The sequence below is a fragment of the Candidatus Pelagibacter sp. PS_37 genome (assembly GCF_059417825.1).
Genome location: NZ_CM182067.1, coordinates 865776 through 882247, shown reverse-complemented (window position 1 = coordinate 882247; position 16472 = coordinate 865776). Strand labels below are relative to the sequence as shown.

Here is a 16472-nt window from a genome sequence, read left to right as displayed (position 1 = left end):
TTTTAGGAATAGTTTTTAATCCAATGTTTAGCAATATCAACTCTTTTGCAAATCCAAATATCTTCATGTTTTAGTATATAATCTAAAAATTTTTTTAAAGATTGAACTCTACCAGGTTTACCAATTATTCTACAGTGTAGTCCAACAGACATCATTTTTGGGTTTGTTCTTCCTTCTTCATACAAAGTATCAAAACTATCTTTAAGATAACTATAAAAATGATCGCCAGTATTAAAACCTTGGCTTGTTGCAAATCTCATATCATTGTTATCAAGAGTATAAGGAATGATTAATTGTTTTTTTTTATTTCTGCTTTCCCAATATGGTAAATCATCGCTATATGAGTCACTGTCATATAAAAATCCACCATCTTCCATAACTAAATCTCTGGTATTTGGACTACATCTTCCTGTATACCAACCATCAGGTCTTTTACCAAAAATTTTAGTATGAGCTTTAATAGCAAGCTGCATATGTTTTTTTTCTTCTGATTTTTTAATATTTTGATAATCAATCCATCTCCATCCATGTGAAGCTACTTCATAATCAGCTTCTATTATGGCTTTACAAATTTCAGGGTTTTTTTCTAAGGCCATCCCAACTCCAAAAATAGTTATAGGAATTTTTTTTTCTTGAAAAAGATTGTGAAGTCTCCAAAAACCTACTCTTGATCCATATTCATAAAGCGACTCCATATTCATATGCCTTCCTTTTATAGGTTGAGCGCCTATAATTTCTGACAGAAAAACTTCTGAATTTTTGTCTCCATTAAGAACACAATTTTCTGCCCCTTCTTCATAATTTAAGACTATTTGAACTGCTATACGTGCTTTGTTTGGCCATTCAACTTTAGGTAAATTTGAACCGTAACCAATTAGATCGCGAGTATCTTTTTTTGTCATAAAAAATTATAATTTAATTTATTACAGATTTTTCTTTAATGCCATCCAGCAAGCTTAAACATTTTTTAAGCTCATCAAGAATTATAAATTCATCAATTTTGTGAGCTTGCTCAATCGAGCCTGGTCCACACACAACTGTGCTTATTCCTATTTCTTGAAATAAACCAGCTTCAGTTCCAAATGACACAACTTCTCTTGTGTTGTCTCCTGTTAAACTTGAAACTAACTCACAAGCATTCGATTTTTCATCTCTATCAAAACCAGTGACTTCACCAATAATTTTTTTTTTAATTGATGCGTTAGGAAAAACTTTTTTCATATCTGGTAAAAGTATTTCATTTGCATATTTATCTATTTTTGCATTTAAAAAAACACCATCTTCTTTGACGACAGGTCTTGTTTCCCAATTCACATGACATTTATCCGCTATTACATTGTGTGCTATACCGCCAAAAATCCCTCCAATTGATAAAGTAGAGTGAGGAGGGTCAAAAATAGAGTCTTTAGGTGATCTTTCTTTTAATTCTTCTCTTAATTCAATTAGTTTATTCACATATCTTGATGCGTATTCGACAGCACTAACTCCCTTGTGTGGAGCAGAACTATGACCTGCTAAACCTTCAAAATAAGTTGTGTATTCGTAACATCCTTTGTGTGCATCTATTATTTTCATATTAGTAGGCTCACCAATTATACAAATTCCATCTTTAACTCCTCTTTTTTTTAACTCTTCAATTAAAATTGGAGCCCCTATACAGGCAGTTTCTTCATCAAACGTATATGAGAAATGAATATCTCTATCTAAATTAGCTTTTGCATAAATAGGAGCAAAAGCTAATGTGCAAGCTATAAAACCTTTCATATCACAAGAACCTCTACCAAAAAGTTTGTCATCTTTAATTGTTGCAACAAATGGATCAGTACTCCATCCCTTAGAAACTGGAACAACATCAGTATGACCTGATAAAATTATAGGTTTTTTATTACTAGGTTTCTTTGCTTTAAGTGTAGCAAAAAGATTAACTCTTTTTTTTTCATCGTCAAAAGTTTTAAATGAAGTAGCGCCTAGTTTGTTTAGAATTTCATCACAATAGTTAATTAATGAACTATTGTCTTCTCCAGATATAGTTTTGAAACTAATTAAATCAGTTAAGATTTTAATAGAGTTGTTGAATAATTGATCTGAACTATTTTCTGTACTCATAATATAGTTGTATTATATATTAAATTTATGAAAGAACAAATAACCTATGATATTTTTGATAAAATAGACATTAGAGTAGGCACCGTAATATCAGTTAAAAAAAATGAAAAAGCTAGAAAACCTTCACTAGTAATTGAAGTGGATTTTGGAAAAGATATAGGTGTTAAGCAATCATCCGCACAAATTACGCATTATTACAATGAAGAAAATTTAAAAGGTAAACAAGTTATTGGTGTTTGTAACTTTCCAGAAAAAAATATTGCAGGTGTAGTTTCACAAGTTCTTATTTTAGGTTCGATTGATAATGAAGGCAAAGTTATACTAGTTCACCCATCTCAACAATCAGAGAATGGGCTTCCAATAGCTTAAACTTTATGCATCCTGAATTATTTTTATTGATAGGAATTTCTTGTTCATTAGGTTTTACGCCAGGACCTAATAATGCTGTTGCTTCTTACTCAGGTTTTAATTTTGGTATAAAAAAAACAATTCCATTAATAATGGGAGTTTGGTTGGGTTATACTGTGTTAGTAATTTTGATCAATTTTGTATTGATATCGACTTTTATTAAATATCCACTAATCCAGGAAGTGATCAGAATATTAGGAACTTTATTCCTCATATATTTAGCTTATAAAATTTCATTTTCTGAAACATCCAAAGAGGGTAAAAAAATTAATCCAGTAAAATTTATCGATACTTTTACATTCCAGTTTTTAAACCCTAAAGGAGTAATGGCAGCTATTACATTGATCTCAAAATTTGTATTAGAAAACGATTACTTAAATAGTTCTTTAATAGTTATTATCGTTTGCTCTTTAACAGCTCTAACAAGTATTACAGCATGGGCTTTTTTAGGTAAGTTTTTAAGGAATTTTGCGACAAATAATAATTTTATTAAACGATTTAATTATGCTATGTCCTTGCTACTTATTGTTTGTATAATAGGGTTCTATATCTAAATTAAATGAAACCAGGAAATCAAAATTCTTATAACTCCCTAAAAACTATCAGTATTAATGATAGGGACTACAAATATTATTCTTTAGTAGAAGCAGAAAAGAACGGTTTAGATGGAATTTCAAAACTTCCAAAGTCATTAAAAGTTTTGTTAGAAAATCTTTTAAGATACGAGGACGATCTATCAGTTACTAAAAGTCAAATAGAAGCAATTAAAGAATGGCTAAAGACAAAAAAATCATTAACTGAGATAGCTTATAGACCAGCTAGAGTTTTGTTGCAGGACTACACGGGAATACCAGCGGTTGCTGATCTTGCGGCTATGAGAGAAGCGGTTAAAGAAAAAAATAAAGATCCCAATACAATCAACCCACTTTCTGCAGTTGATCTAGTTATTGATCACTCTGTACAAGTAGATAAATCTGCAAACTCAGATTCATTTGAAAAAAATGTTGATATTGAATTTAAAAGAAATGGTGAGAGATATTCTTTTTTAAAATGGGGACAACAAGCTTTTAATAACTTCAGAATTGTTCCTCCTGGAACTGGGATTTGTCACCAGGTCAATTTAGAATATTTATCAAAAGTAGTCTGGTCTGAAAAATTTCAAAACGAGGACTATTTATTTCCTGACACGTTAGTTGGTACTGATAGTCACACTACTATGGTTAATGGTTTATCAGTTCTTGGTTGGGGTGTTGGTGGAATAGAAGCTGAAGCTGGAATGTTAGGTCAGCCAATTTCAATGTTAATTCCAGAAGTAATAGGATTTGAAGTTAAAAATAAAATGCCAGAAGGTACAACTGCAACAGATTTAGTTTTAACAGTTGTAAAAATGTTAAGAGACAAAGGTGTTGTTGGAAAATTTGTTGAATTTTATGGAGAAGGTTTAAAGAATTTAACTCTTGCTGATAGAGCAACAATTGCAAATATGGCACCAGAATATGGTGCAACATGTGGCTTTTTCCCAATTGATGAAGAGACATTAAAATATTTAAGATTCTCAGGTAGAGATGAGAACACAGTAAATATAGTTGAGAAATATGCAAAAGAGCAAGGTTTATGGGCTAATGACCAAGTTGAATTTACTGACACCTTATCGTTAGATATGTCCACAGTTGTTCCAACTATTTCAGGACCTAAAAGACCTCAAGATAAAGTTTTATTAACAGAGGCATCTACTGGATTTAAAAAAGTTTTTGAAGATGCAACTAATAGAAAAGAACAACATGTTTCAAAAGTATCAGGAACAGATTATGAAATTAAAGATGGCTCAATATTAATTGCAGCTATAACTTCATGCACAAATACATCCAATCCAAATGTATTAATTGGCGCTGGGTTATTAGCAAAAAAAGCAGTTGAACTTGGTTTAGAAACTAAACCTTGGGTTAAAACATCATTAGCACCAGGCTCACAAGTAGTTACAGATTATTTAGCAAAAGCAGGACTGAATGTATTTTTAGATAAACTTGGTTTCAATTTGGTTGGATATGGTTGCACGACTTGCATAGGAAATTCAGGCCCTTTACCAGAGGAAATTGTTAAAGCAATAGACAAGGAAAACATCTACGCTGTGTCAGTTTTATCTGGAAATAGAAATTTTGAAGGAAGAATTTCTCCACATATAAAAGCTAATTACTTAGCATCACCACCACTTGTAGTAGCTTATGCACTTGCTGGTCACATGGAATTTGATTTATACAAAGAGCCTTTAGGAAAAAGTAAAGATGGTAAAGATGTATTTTTAAAAGATATTTGGCCATCTAATAAGGAAATTGAAGACACATTAAGAGAATCTCTAAATGCAGAGATGTTTGTTAAAAGATATTCAAATGTTTCAGAAGGCCCTAAACAGTGGCAAGAAATTAAAACTGAAAATACCAGTATTTACAATTGGGATTCAAGTTCAACTTATGTAAAGAAACCGCCATTTTTTGAAAATTTATCTGATCAACCTGAGGGTTTTAAACCTATTAAAGATGCAAGACCACTTTTGATTTTAGGGGATATGGTTACAACTGATCATATTTCTCCAGCAGGAAATATTCAAAAAGAAAGCCCAACAGGTGAGTATTTTATGGAACATCAAATACTTCCAACAGATTATAACTCTTATGGATCAAGAAGAGGAAACCATGAGGTAATGATGAGAGGAACTTTTGCAAATATTAGAATAAGAAATGAAATGGCACCAGGAACAGAAGGTGGGTTTACAAAATTATATCCAGAAGAAAAAGTAATGCCAGTTTATAATGCTGTAGAGGAATATAAAAAAAGAGGCACAGACCTTGTTGTTATAGGTGGAAAAGAATATGGAACAGGATCGTCAAGAGATTGGGCCGCCAAAGGAACAAAACTATTAGGTGTTAAAGTTGTAATAGCAGAAAGTTTTGAAAGAATTCATAGATCTAATTTAATTGGAATGGGTGTTTTACCTCTACAATTTACCGAAGGACACGATAGGGTAAACTTAAAATTAATTGGTTCAGAGTTGATAACAGTTCTTCAAATTGAAGAGGGTATAAATGCATCAGATCATGTTCAAGTTGAAATAAAATATGCCTCGGGAGACATTAAAAAGATCAAAACGCTATGTAGAATAGACACTAAAAACGAATTAGAGTATTATAAAAATGGTGGAATACTTCAGTATGTATTAAGGAATATGATATAGAAATGGACGAAGAAATTACAATCATAGATACAAACGCAAGAAATGAGAGAATAAAGAATTTTTTTATAGATAATAAAAAAAAACTTATAATAATTATTTCAATAATATTAGTAATTATAATTGGCTATCTATCATTTGAAAATTCTAAAGAAAAAAATAAAATTAAATTAGCCAATCAATACAACTTAGCATTAATAGATCTTAATCCTGAAAATAAACAAAAAACAATTGATGAAATGGTTAATGTTGTAAAAAGTAATGACACAACTTATTCTCCATTAGCCTTATACCATCTAATAGACAATAATTTATTAGAGAACAATGATGAGATAAATATATTATTTAATGAGTTAATTGAAAAAACAAAACTCGATAATGAAATTAAGAATTTGATTATATATAAAAAAGCATTATTAAATTCAGACTTTGTTAGTGAAAATGAATTATTGAAAATACTTAATCCAGTAATTAATTCTGAAAGTATCTGGAAGTCCCATGCATTATACTTACTTGCAGAATTTTTTTATTCAAAAGATGAAAAACAAAAAGCTAAAGAATTTTTTAACCAAATTATAATTTTACCTAATGCTAACAGCACAATTAAAACTGAGTCACAAAAGAGACTAAACAGAGACCTTGGTGAATAAAGTACTATTATCAGTCCTAATCCTCTTAATTTTAAACAATTGCTCAACTAGTAAAAAAGCAGGTTTTTGGAATAAAGATGACAAAAATCAACAGCAAATTGAAAATAACAAAACTATTTTAACCAAACAAATAAGACCTGAAGAAGAATTTAATTCAAATCTTTATGTTAAAATATCAAATGGCAAGCTAAATCAAAACAGCTTGAATGATCAAAATGATACTGGCGAACTAACTTATGAAGGGGTCTTAGAAAAAATTGGAAAATATAACTTTTCTAAATTTAATGATTTTGATTTTATAAGTCCCAGCCCTTTATTTTATAATAATAATTTAGTTTTTTATGACAACAAAGGTGAAATAACTCTTTACGATGAAAACCAAAAAACTTTATGGAAAAATAATTTTTACAATAAAAGTGAAAAAAAAATTAGGCCAAGACTAAATTTTGCATTAAAAAATAATATATTAATTGTAACAGATGATGTGGCAAAATATTATGCAATTAATATTGATACAGGAGAGCTATTATGGACAAAAACAAACATAGTTCCTTTTAACTCTAACATTAAAATAAAAGATGATGTTTTTTATGTGGTCGATTATAAAAATATTCTAAGATCAATATCAATAAAAGATGGATCTGAAATATGGAATTTAAAAACTGAAGAGTCTTTAACAAAATCAAATACCCAAATATCAATTGCGCTTGATGATAAAAATATTTATTTTAATAATTCAATTGGAGACATCACAGCGGTAGATATAAAATCTGGTCAACTGGTGTGGCAACTACCCACACAAAATAATAATATTAGTCAAAATGCATTTCAATTATCTAATTCAGAATTAGTTATCAATGAAAACACAATATTTTTCTCTAATAATAAAAATGAATTTTATTCTATTGATAGTGCTACAGGATTAATTAATTGGAAAACTGAGATTAGCTCAGATCTTAAACCTGTTGTTATTGGCAAACTTATAATAACCATATCAGAAAAAGGATATTTATTTATTATTGACAAAAAATCAGGGAATATAATAAGAATTAACGATTTATATAAAAACTATAAAGATAAAAAAAGAAACCAAATAAAACCTACTGGTTTTATCGTAGCTTTGAATAAAATATATTTAACTAATAGTGACGGAAAATTAATTATTGTAAATAGTAATGAAGGTAACATTTTGAATGTAGTAAAAGTTTCAGGAAGTAAAATTTTGCAGCCATTTATAAATGAAAATAATCTTTTTTTAATAAGCAACGGTTCTATTATTAAATTTAATTAGTAATGTTTCTTAAGTTACTTGATAAATTAGGAAGAAAAAAAGTTGTTTTAGATCGTGGACCTTCCCACCCCAAATTTAATGAAGCTAAACCCTGGATGAATAGATATTATGTTTTATTAAGACATAGGCCTAAATGGTTTCCATTTAATATTTTATTACATGAAATGTTAGCAGACGATCATGGGGAAGGGGTTCATAATCACACATTTCCTTACATAACTGTTATATTAAGAGGGGGGTATTGGGAAACGTTAAAAAATGGAAGATTTTGGAGACCGCCAGGATATATTGGTTTTAGATCAGCAAATAATTTACACAGAGTTGATCTTAAACCAGGAACAAGACCGCTTACATTATTTTTATCTGGTCCATTTGGATTAAGAAAAGGCCCTAGATCAGAATATGGTATAGATTTTAAAACAACAAATGAATTTAAATAAATTATTTCTTAGTTATTGTAAAATTAACAATTTAGAAATTAATTCCAATCAATTAGGCTCAATTGAAGATCTGAATTTATTTTATAATCAAAACTTTAATAAATCATTTTTAAAAAAAATATTTACTAAACAAAATTATAAAACAGGGTTTTATTTACAAGGAGATGTGGGTGTGGGTAAAACCATGATACTAAATTTTTTTTATAATAAATTTGATAAAACTAAACAAAGATTTCACTTTAACGAGTTTATGATTAGTTTTCATGACTTTGTATTTAAAAACAAAGAAAATAAACAAGAAAATATTATAGATAAATTTGTTCAAAAACTAAAAAATAAATCTAAATTAATTTATTTAGATGAGTTTCAGGTTACAAATATTGTAGATGCTATGATTTTAGGTAGCTTATTCAAAAAAATATTTGATGAGAATATTAAAGTTTTATTTTCATCAAATACTAAAATAAATGATCTTTACAAAGATGGATTACAAAGAGATCAATTTCTTCCCTTTATTAAAATAATGAAGGAAAGGTCTTACGAGACACAATTAATTATCCAAGATGATTATAGAAAGTCTGTAAAAAACAGAAATGAAAGATATTTTTATCCATTAAATGAATCAACTAATTTTAAACTTAATAAATTTTTTAGAAAAATAACAAAAAATCTTACTAATCAAGAAATGATCTTAAGTATTAAAGGTAGAAAGCTTACTATTAAGAATTACTTTAATGGAATAGCACGTTTTGATTTTAAAGAGTTATGTTCTAAAAATATTGGAGCTGAAGATTACATTAAAATAACTGAAGTATGCAGTTTTATTGTTATAGAAAATATTCCAATTTTTAATAGTGATAATTCTAATCAACAACAAAGATTTATTACTTTAATTGATATTCTTTATGAAAAAAATATACCACTTATGATAACTTCTCAACTACAATTAGATTTATTAAGCTCTTCTGAAGATTTAAAAAAGATATTTAAAAGAACCATTAGTAGATTGTATGAATTAACATCTATTAAGTATACGAAGTTATGAGACAAGAGTTTTTTAATTTAGAATTGAGTACTAATGGCCAGAGTCTCTATGAATTTACAAGCGAAACTAATAAATGGATCAAGGATAATGAATTTAATAATGGAATTATCAATATAAGCATTCAACACACCAGTGCTTCTTTAATAATTCAAGAGAATGCTGATCCAGATGTTCAGAGTGATTTAGTAAATTTTTTTAATAAGCTCGTACCTATGGACAATTCCCTTTACATCCATACAGCTGAGGGAAAAGATGACATGCCTGCACATATAAAATCTGCGTTAACTAATAATCAAATCTCTTTAAGCGTTAAAAACAATGAGTTATTACTTGGTACCTGGCAGGGTTTATATCTTTTTGAGCACAGAATTGAGAAGCAAAAAAGATTGATTATTCTTCATTATTTAGGAGATTAGCTTTTTTTAATTGTTTTAAAAGCATCTAGAGCAGCATTTCTTGCTTCAACGTGATCTACAATTGGTTTTGGATAGTTGATACCAACAATTACTTTAATTTGTTCTTGGTATTTGGTTTCAAGTTCCCATGGCTTGTATAAAAATTTATTAGGCATGTTTTTAAGTTCAGGAACCCACTTTTTTGTATAAATCCCAGCTTTGTCAAATTTTTCACCCTGGAGAATAGGATTGAAGATTCTAAAGTAGGGAGCTGCATCTGCACCACATCCTGCAACCCATTGCCATTGAGCAACGTTACTAGCTTCATTATAATCAACTAAACAATTTTTAAAATGTTTTTCACCCTCCATCCAATGAATTCTTAAATGCTTAACAAGAAAAGAAGCAACAATCATTCGAACTCTATTGTGCATCCATCCTGTTTCGTATAGTTCTCTCATTCCAGCATCTACAATAGGGTATCCTGTCATGCCTGCTTTCCAAGCTTTAAGAAATTTATCATTTTTAACCCAAGGAAAATTGTCAAAATCTTTTCTAAGATTACCTTTTAACATTTGTGGAAAGTAATTAATTAAACTATGAGAAAATTCTCTCCATCCTAATTCATTAATATACTTTCTATATCCAATTTTTTTAACTTTAATGTCTTGGCATTTCTTCCAAATTGTTTCTACATGTATTTGACCAAATTTTAAGAAAGGAGATAACTTGGAGGTTCCATTAACACCTGGAATATCTCGTGCGTCACCATAGTCCTCAATTTTATTATTTATTAATTCTTGTAAATATTTTTTAGCTTCTTTTTCAGATGGGTCCCAGTATTTCTCAAATTTTTTATGCCAATTTTTTTTAGGCAAAATTTCTTTTATAGAAATTGAATTTTTGAATATGTTTATCTTTTTAATTTTTGATTTAACTCGTATTAATTTTGAAGGAGCTTTTGAAATATAGTGCTGTTCAGTTTTTTTCCAAAATGGAGTGAATACTTTATAGGGAGTGCCATCGTCTTTAGTCATTTCTTGAAATTCTACAAGAATGTTTCCTTTAAAATATTTATATTGAATTTCATTCTTAATAAATAGATCTCTTATTTTTTTACCTTTATTAATTACATCTGGCTCATAAACCTTACTCCAATAAACAGTAACATCATCTTTCTTTTTTAAAATTGATAATACCTCTAGTTCATCACCTAACTGAACTTCCAATGTGATATTTAATTTCTTTAGATCTATACTTAAATTTTCTAATGATTTAGACAGCCACCATTTTTGGGCCTCTCTTTTTTTATCAAAGTTTTTTGGGTTATATATATAAATAGCACTTACATACTCATGATTTTGAGTTGCTGTCGCTAAGGCTTCGTTATATTCAATTCTAAAATCTTCTCTAATCCAAACAATGGCTTTTTTTGTCATATTTACTCAGATTTTTTGCAATCCATCACTTAGTAGTTTTTGATACATTGCACTATCAGTTAAACCTTCACAACCAAATAAAAGTACATTTGATTGTTCATTTAACTCTAGCTTATCTAAGTATTCTTTATTGTTAAATGAGCTTATTAACGCGATTATACCTGGGACCGCACATTCACCAGCTATTATTTTTTCATCGGATAAACGCTTTTCTGCTAGCAATGCTACAGTAGTTGAGATTGCTTCATCAGATATAGTTAAACAATAATTTGAAGAATTTTTTAAAATTTCCCAGGCAATACTTGATACATCACCACATGACATTCCACCCATTACTGTTTCCTTTTTAATATCAACACTTGTGGGTTTATTATTCTTAATACTTTGAAATACACAGTCTGCATTTTCCGGTTCAACAATAATAAATTTTGGAATATCTTGTGATAATTTTGCAAAGCCAGCAATCATTGCTGCAGCCATTCCACCAACTCCAGCTTGAAGAAATACGTGTGATATTGAATTAGATTTTACTTCATCTAAAATTTCTTTAATCATTATGGTGTATCCAGCCATAATTAATTTTGGTACTTCCTTGTAACCTTCCCAAGACACATCTTGCACAATTTCCCAATTATTTTCTTTAGATTGTTTTATGCATTCTTTTAATGAATTATCATAATTACCTTTAACTCTAATCACTTCAGCATCCAATTTACGCATTGCTTCAGCTCTAGATTCACTAACAAATTCACTTATAAATATTTTACATTTTAATCCAAGTCTTTGAGCTCCCCAGGCTACAGATCGACCATGATTTCCAGCTGTTGCTGTTGATACAGTTATATTCTTTTTTTCACTGGCAATCTTATAAACAGCAAAAGCTCCACCTAAAGCTTTAAAAGATTTTAGATCAAACCGTTTATCCTCATCTTTGTAGTAAATATTTTTAAATTTTAATTCATCATTTAGTTTATTTAATTTAACCAATGGAGTGGGGGCATAATTATCCCAACTAGATATAGCCTTAATTGCTTCATCTATAAATTTTTCTGGAAGTTGCGTAAATATATTTTCTTTATTAAATTTATAATTTTTATTCTCTAAAAATGATGTAATAGACCAAAGGTTTTTCTGCATGATTGATTTCATTTATTAACAATCAAGAGTGCTATTTTTTTCCCAGTGAGTTACCGAACTTTTTTTATCAAATTTTTCTTCTTGATTAAAATCATTAATTTCAGACCTTTTTAACTTTAGATAGCTTTTAATAGTATCACCGCCAAATGCTTCCTTAATTTCTTTACTATTTTCTAGTTGATCTAATGCATCTTCAATTATGTCAGGTAATTTTTTTAGGTGAGGGTAATTTTTATGATCAGTGTACATATTACAAGATAAAGGTTCACCAGGATCTATTTTATTATTTATTCCATGTAAACCAGCAGCTATTACTCCAGCTTGAAGTAAATAAGGATTTACTGCTCCATCCATTAACCTTAATTCAAATCTACCTTTATCAGGAATTCTTATCATATGAGTTCTATTATTTCCTGTATAAGAAATACTACTAGGTGACCATGTAGCTCCTGATTTTGTTGGTGGTGCATTTATTCTTCTATAGCTATTAATTGTCGGATTAAAAAAAGCAGTTAAAGGCTGAGTAAGTTTCATAATTCCACCTAGAAAATTATATGCTAATTTGCTCAAACCTAATTTGTCTCCATTATCTAGAAATTTATTAATTTTTCCATTCCATAAAGAAATGTGAGCATGACAGCCATTACCAGTTAGATTGCTAAAAGGTTTTGGCATAAATGTTGCTCTAAGACCATGTTTTTCAGCTAATGATTTCACCATATATTTAAAGAATACATGTCTATCAGCAGTAGTTAAACAATCTGTATAATCCCAATTCATTTCAAACTGGCCATTAGCATCTTCATGATCATTTTGGTATGGGTTCCAACCCATAGTAATCATGCTATCACATATTTCTTTGATTAAATCATATCTCCTCATTAAAGCAGACTGATCGTAACAAGGTTTTGATTGAGTGTCTCTTGCATCAGCAATTTTACTCCCATCTTCTGATATCAAAAAATATTCACACTCTACACCTGACTTCATGACCAAATCTTTTTTATCTAATTTATTAATTTGCTCTTTGAGCATTACTCTAGGTGAAGCCTTAACAGGCTTACCATACATATATAAATCAGAAGCTAACCAGCCAATTTCTTTGTTCCAAGGTAATTGAATTAAACTTTTAGGATCTGGTAGAGCAAACATATCCCCATCTGCAGGAGACATATCTAGCCAAGTTGCAAAACCTGCAAAACCGGCCCCATTTTTTTGCATGTCTGCAATCGCTTGTGCTGGTACTAATTTTGATCTCAAGACACCAAAAAAATCTACAAAACTAATCAAAAAATATTTTATTTTTTTAGCTTTAGCAATTTTAGATAAATTAATAGGCATATTTTATTTCTTAATTTACAACTGTTAATTAGTCTTCACAATACTATTTTTTATTTTTTAGTCCTGGTATCCAATCTGTTCCAGCCAGTGGAACTCTTGCCATTGCTGCAGCTTCTACTGTTAAAGCTGCTAAATCTTCAGGTTCTAAATTTCTTACATCTGATTTTCCATTTGCTCTTGCCAATGTTTGCAACTCTAGGGTTAATGTGGATAAATAATTTTTTAATCTTTTTCCACCCTCTATAGGATTAAGTCTTTTTTCTAGTATAGGATCTTGTGTAGCAACACCAACAGGACATTTTCCTGTATGACAGTGATGACAATAACCAGGTTCTGTTCCAAGTTTTTCATAATCTTTTCTATATAGATCAGCATTACAATTTAATGCCATCATAGCTGCAGATCCTATTGATACAGCATCTGCCCCCATTGCAATTGCTTTTGCAACATCAGCACCAGTTCTAATTCCACCAGAAACAATTAATTGAACTTTTCTATGCATTTTTAATTCTTTTAAAGCATCTACAGATTCTCTTAACGCACCAAGTGTTGGTATACCCACATGTTCTATAAAAACATCTTGTGTTGCAGCGGTTCCGCCTTGCATTCCATCTAACACAACAACATCAGCACCAGCTTTTATTGCTAAAGTTGTATCGTAGTAAGGTCTTGCTGCTCCAACTTTTATATAAATTGGTTTTTCCCAATTGGTAATTTCTCTTAACTCCTGAATTTTTATTTCCAAATCATCAGGTCCAGTCCAATCAGGGTGTCTGCAAGCACTTCTTTGATCTATACCTTCAGGCAAAGTTCTCATACCCGCAACTCTTTTATTAATTTTTTGTCCAAGAAGCATTCCACCACCACCAGGCTTTGCACCTTGTCCTACAACTATTTCTATAGCATCAGCTTTTCTTAGATCATCCGGATTCATGCCGTATCGAGAAGGTAATAATTGATATACTAGATATTTAGAGGATTCTCTTTCTTCTTTTGTCATACCTCCATCACCTGTAGTTGTAGAAGTTCCCATAGCAGAAGCACCTCTACCTAAAGCTTCCTTGGCATTAGCACCTAAAGCTCCAAAACTCATTCCAGCAATAGTAATTGGTATATCTAATTTAATAGGATTTTTTGCAAACCGATCTCCAAGTATTACAGAGGTATTACATTTTTCTCTATAACCTTCCAACGGGTACCTAGACATTGAAGCACCTAAAAATACTAAATCGTCAAAGTTTGGAACTTTTCTTTTAGCACCCAACCCTCTAATTTGATAAATTCCTTCTTTAGCTGCTCTTTGAATTTCTTTAATTGTTGAAGATGGAAATGTTTTAAACTCTTTTAAATCTTTTTTCATAATTAATAAGAACTCACGTTATCTATTTTAAAATTATATAAATTTCTTGCGGATCCATATCTTTTAAACATTTTAGCATCTTCAGATATATTTAGATCTTTAAATATTTTATTTAATTCTTTTATATTTTTATCGTCCATTTTTTTTTCAATACAATCAGCTCCTAAACTTTTAACTTTACCTTTAACAAATATTTTTGCCTCATAAATTGAATCTCCAAGATCAGCATCAGCATCTCCAAATATAATTAAGTTACCTTTTTGAGCCATAAATGCTGACATATGACCAACAGATCCTTTCACTATAATATTAATACCCTTCATTGAAATTCCACATCTTGAACTTGCATCTCCTTCAATAATTAAAGAGCCCCCATGTCCGGTGGCACCAGCAGACTGCGAAGCATTGCCTTTGATAATTACTTTACCAGACATCATGTTTTCAGCTACACCCGTTCCAACATTTCCGTGTACGGTAATAGAAGCATTTTTATTCATCCCAGCACAATAATAGCCAGTGTGTCCTTTTATTGAAACTTCAATATCATCTTTTAAACCTGCACAAATAGCGTGTTGACCTTGGGGATTTAAAATTTGGAAACTTCTGTTATTTTTTTCTCTACCAACGTTTTGTAGTAGTTGATTAATTTCTCTTAGTTTTTTTTTATTTAGATCTAAATTCATAATTTACCAGTGATAAACAATACCTGGTTTTGGTTCAAAAATTTTAGCTGTGTTTACATTTGGCAAGTGCGCCATACATTGAAATTCTGAAGCAACCGCTACATAATCTTTTGTTTCTGCAACAACTGCTGGCTTGCAAGCTATTTCATCTCTCAACAATGCAAAACCATCTTTAGTACCAGCTATAAAGGTGTAGAAACCATCTAAATCTTTTAGGCTATTTTTTAGGGTTTCTTCTAGATTTTCTCCTTTTGAAATTTGATTAGAGATGTAACCAGCCGCAACCTCAGTATCATTTTCTGAATTAAATTTCTGACCTTCTTTTTTTAAAGACCTTCGTACGTTGTTATGATTTGAAAGAGATCCATTATGAACCAAGCACTCATCTTCTGATGTAGAGTAGGGGTGAGAACCTTGAGTTGTAATTGCACTCTCTGTTGCCATTCTAGTATGGCCTATTGCATGAGTTCCTGAAAAAGAAGATAATTTAAATTTTCTAACGACATCTTTAGGGTTTCCTGTTTGTTTAAAAATATTAATACTTTTACCATAGCCCACCAAAGAAACTTCTTTTAATTTAGTATCTAGGATTTCTAATACCTTTTTGGGTTTTTCCTCTGTTTCAAGAATTACATGATCCGAAAAAGTTTTAAGTGTTATTTTTTTTAAAAATTTAGATATTTTTTTTTTAAATTCTTTATCTGTTAATTGATTTAAACAAATAGAGTATTTAAATTTATTTTTATTTTGCTTTGTATATATTGCAAATCCAGCACTATCAGGGCCTCTAGTCGCCATACCATCAAGCATTCCAGATAAAAATTTACCAAGATCTTTTTCGTATTTCTTTGTTTTAAGATAAATCCCTACAATTCCACACATAAATTTTTAAGTTTATTTTATTAAAGATAGTAAGAATTCCTTATAGTAGAAAATATTTCCCACTACAAT

16 protein-coding genes are annotated in these 16472 nt (G+C 29.9%); 8 read left to right on the top strand and 8 right to left on the bottom strand.

Annotated elements, in window-relative coordinates; translation table 11 throughout:
- Positions 1 to 2: 2 nt before the first annotated feature.
- On the bottom strand, positions 3 to 902 hold the full coding sequence (gene puuE / locus AC5SL9_RS04735) for an allantoinase PuuE (RefSeq protein ID WP_494573888.1): 900 nt from the start codon (positions 900 to 902) through the stop codon (positions 3 to 5).
- A 13-nt stretch (positions 903 to 915) separates the two neighbouring features.
- A complete protein-coding gene (gene argE / locus AC5SL9_RS04730) occupies positions 916 to 2106 on the bottom strand; it encodes an acetylornithine deacetylase (protein WP_494573887.1) in 1191 nt (396 codons plus the stop codon).
- 27 nt (positions 2107 to 2133) lie between these two features.
- Here argE and AC5SL9_RS04725 point away from each other — a divergent pair, with 27 nt between their 5' ends.
- The 8 genes from AC5SL9_RS04725 to AC5SL9_RS04690 are packed head-to-tail and all read left to right on the top strand — an operon-like array spanning position 2134 to position 9582.
- Positions 2134 to 2475, top strand: coding sequence for a tRNA-binding protein (locus AC5SL9_RS04725; protein ID WP_271481508.1), 342 nt, complete (start codon positions 2134 to 2136; stop codon positions 2473 to 2475).
- 5 nt (positions 2476 to 2480) lie between these two features.
- Positions 2481 to 3068 carry a LysE family translocator gene (locus AC5SL9_RS04720; RefSeq protein ID WP_494573886.1) on the top strand — a complete coding sequence of 196 codons (588 nt, stop codon included), beginning with the start codon at positions 2481 to 2483 and terminating at the stop codon, positions 3066 to 3068.
- Positions 3069 to 3073: 5 nt separating this feature from the next.
- A complete protein-coding gene (gene acnA, locus AC5SL9_RS04715; protein ID WP_494573885.1) occupies positions 3074 to 5743 on the top strand; it encodes an aconitate hydratase AcnA in 2670 nt (889 codons plus the stop codon).
- 2 nt (positions 5744 to 5745) lie between these two features.
- Positions 5746 to 6390: a hypothetical protein gene (locus AC5SL9_RS04710; RefSeq protein WP_494573884.1), complete on the top strand. Its 645-nt coding sequence runs from the start codon at positions 5746 to 5748 to the stop codon at positions 6388 to 6390.
- On the top strand, positions 6383 to 7681 hold the full coding sequence (locus AC5SL9_RS04705) for a PQQ-binding-like beta-propeller repeat protein (RefSeq protein ID WP_494573883.1): 1299 nt from the start codon (positions 6383 to 6385) through the stop codon (positions 7679 to 7681). The genes AC5SL9_RS04710 and AC5SL9_RS04705 overlap by 8 nt, the downstream gene beginning before the upstream one ends.
- A gap of 2 nt (positions 7682 to 7683) precedes the next feature.
- Positions 7684 to 8121, top strand: a complete 438-nt coding sequence (locus AC5SL9_RS04700) for a hypothetical protein (RefSeq protein WP_011282304.1) — start codon at positions 7684 to 7686, stop codon at positions 8119 to 8121.
- The gene (gene zapE, locus AC5SL9_RS04695; protein WP_494573882.1) at positions 8108 to 9166 is read left to right on the top strand and encodes a cell division protein ZapE; all 1059 of its coding nucleotides are present in this window, start codon (positions 8108 to 8110) and stop codon (positions 9164 to 9166) included. The genes AC5SL9_RS04700 and zapE overlap by 14 nt, the downstream gene beginning before the upstream one ends.
- Complete coding sequence (locus tag AC5SL9_RS04690; protein WP_006997968.1) at positions 9163 to 9582, top strand: secondary thiamine-phosphate synthase enzyme YjbQ; 420 nt, start codon at positions 9163 to 9165, stop codon at positions 9580 to 9582. Before zapE ends, AC5SL9_RS04690 begins: the two co-directional genes overlap by 4 nt.
- Here AC5SL9_RS04690 and AC5SL9_RS04685 read toward each other — a convergent pair.
- The 6 genes from AC5SL9_RS04685 to AC5SL9_RS04660 are packed head-to-tail and all read right to left on the bottom strand — an operon-like array spanning position 9579 to position 16403.
- The gene (locus AC5SL9_RS04685) at positions 9579 to 11000 is read right to left on the bottom strand and encodes a cryptochrome/photolyase family protein (protein ID WP_271615775.1); all 1422 of its coding nucleotides are present in this window, start codon (positions 10998 to 11000) and stop codon (positions 9579 to 9581) included. The two genes, AC5SL9_RS04690 and AC5SL9_RS04685, sit on opposite strands and share 4 nt — an antisense overlap.
- 6 nt (positions 11001 to 11006) lie before the next feature.
- Positions 11007 to 12137 (bottom strand): diaminopropionate ammonia-lyase, encoded by a 1131-nt coding sequence (locus tag AC5SL9_RS04680; RefSeq protein WP_236608318.1) that lies wholly within the window; start codon positions 12135 to 12137, stop codon positions 11007 to 11009.
- Between the two features lie 15 nt (positions 12138 to 12152).
- Entirely contained in the window at positions 12153 to 13478 is a 1326-nt protein-coding gene (gene glnT, locus AC5SL9_RS04675) for a type III glutamate--ammonia ligase (protein ID WP_011282300.1), read from the bottom strand.
- 43 nt (positions 13479 to 13521) lie between these two features.
- Positions 13522 to 14838: an FMN-binding glutamate synthase family protein gene (locus AC5SL9_RS04670; RefSeq protein ID WP_494573881.1), complete on the bottom strand. Its 1317-nt coding sequence runs from the start codon at positions 14836 to 14838 to the stop codon at positions 13522 to 13524.
- Between the two features lie 2 nt (positions 14839 to 14840).
- Entirely contained in the window at positions 14841 to 15521 is a 681-nt protein-coding gene (locus AC5SL9_RS04665; protein WP_494573880.1) for a GltB/FmdC/FwdC-like GXGXG domain-containing protein, read from the bottom strand.
- 3 nt (positions 15522 to 15524) lie between these two features.
- Positions 15525 to 16403 (bottom strand): class II glutamine amidotransferase, encoded by an 879-nt coding sequence (locus AC5SL9_RS04660; RefSeq protein ID WP_011282298.1) that lies wholly within the window; start codon positions 16401 to 16403, stop codon positions 15525 to 15527.
- Positions 16404 to 16472 lie beyond the last annotated feature (69 nt).

Coding starts and splice junctions, on each gene's coding strand:
- puuE (WP_494573888.1), bottom strand. CDS start 902: ATGACAAAAAAAGATACTCGCGATCTAATTGGTTACGGTTCAAATTTA.
- argE (WP_494573887.1), bottom strand. CDS start 2,106: ATGAGTACAGAAAATAGTTCAGATCAATTATTCAACAACTCTATTAAA.
- AC5SL9_RS04725 (WP_271481508.1), top strand. CDS start 2,134: ATGAAAGAACAAATAACCTATGATATTTTTGATAAAATAGACATTAGA.
- AC5SL9_RS04720 (WP_494573886.1), top strand. CDS start 2,481: ATGCATCCTGAATTATTTTTATTGATAGGAATTTCTTGTTCATTAGGT.
- acnA (WP_494573885.1), top strand. CDS start 3,074: ATGAAACCAGGAAATCAAAATTCTTATAACTCCCTAAAAACTATCAGT.
- AC5SL9_RS04710 (WP_494573884.1), top strand. CDS start 5,746: ATGGACGAAGAAATTACAATCATAGATACAAACGCAAGAAATGAGAGA.
- AC5SL9_RS04700 (WP_011282304.1), top strand. CDS start 7,684: ATGTTTCTTAAGTTACTTGATAAATTAGGAAGAAAAAAAGTTGTTTTA.
- zapE (WP_494573882.1), top strand. CDS start 8,108: ATGAATTTAAATAAATTATTTCTTAGTTATTGTAAAATTAACAATTTA.
- AC5SL9_RS04690 (WP_006997968.1), top strand. CDS start 9,163: ATGAGACAAGAGTTTTTTAATTTAGAATTGAGTACTAATGGCCAGAGT.
- AC5SL9_RS04685 (WP_271615775.1), bottom strand. CDS start 11,000: ATGACAAAAAAAGCCATTGTTTGGATTAGAGAAGATTTTAGAATTGAA.
- AC5SL9_RS04680 (WP_236608318.1), bottom strand. CDS start 12,137: ATGCAGAAAAACCTTTGGTCTATTACATCATTTTTAGAGAATAAAAAT.
- glnT (WP_011282300.1), bottom strand. CDS start 13,478: ATGCCTATTAATTTATCTAAAATTGCTAAAGCTAAAAAAATAAAATAT.
- AC5SL9_RS04670 (WP_494573881.1), bottom strand. CDS start 14,838: ATGAAAAAAGATTTAAAAGAGTTTAAAACATTTCCATCTTCAACAATT.
- AC5SL9_RS04665 (WP_494573880.1), bottom strand. CDS start 15,521: ATGAATTTAGATCTAAATAAAAAAAAACTAAGAGAAATTAATCAACTA.
- AC5SL9_RS04660 (WP_011282298.1), bottom strand. CDS start 16,403: ATGTGTGGAATTGTAGGGATTTATCTTAAAACAAAGAAATACGAAAAA.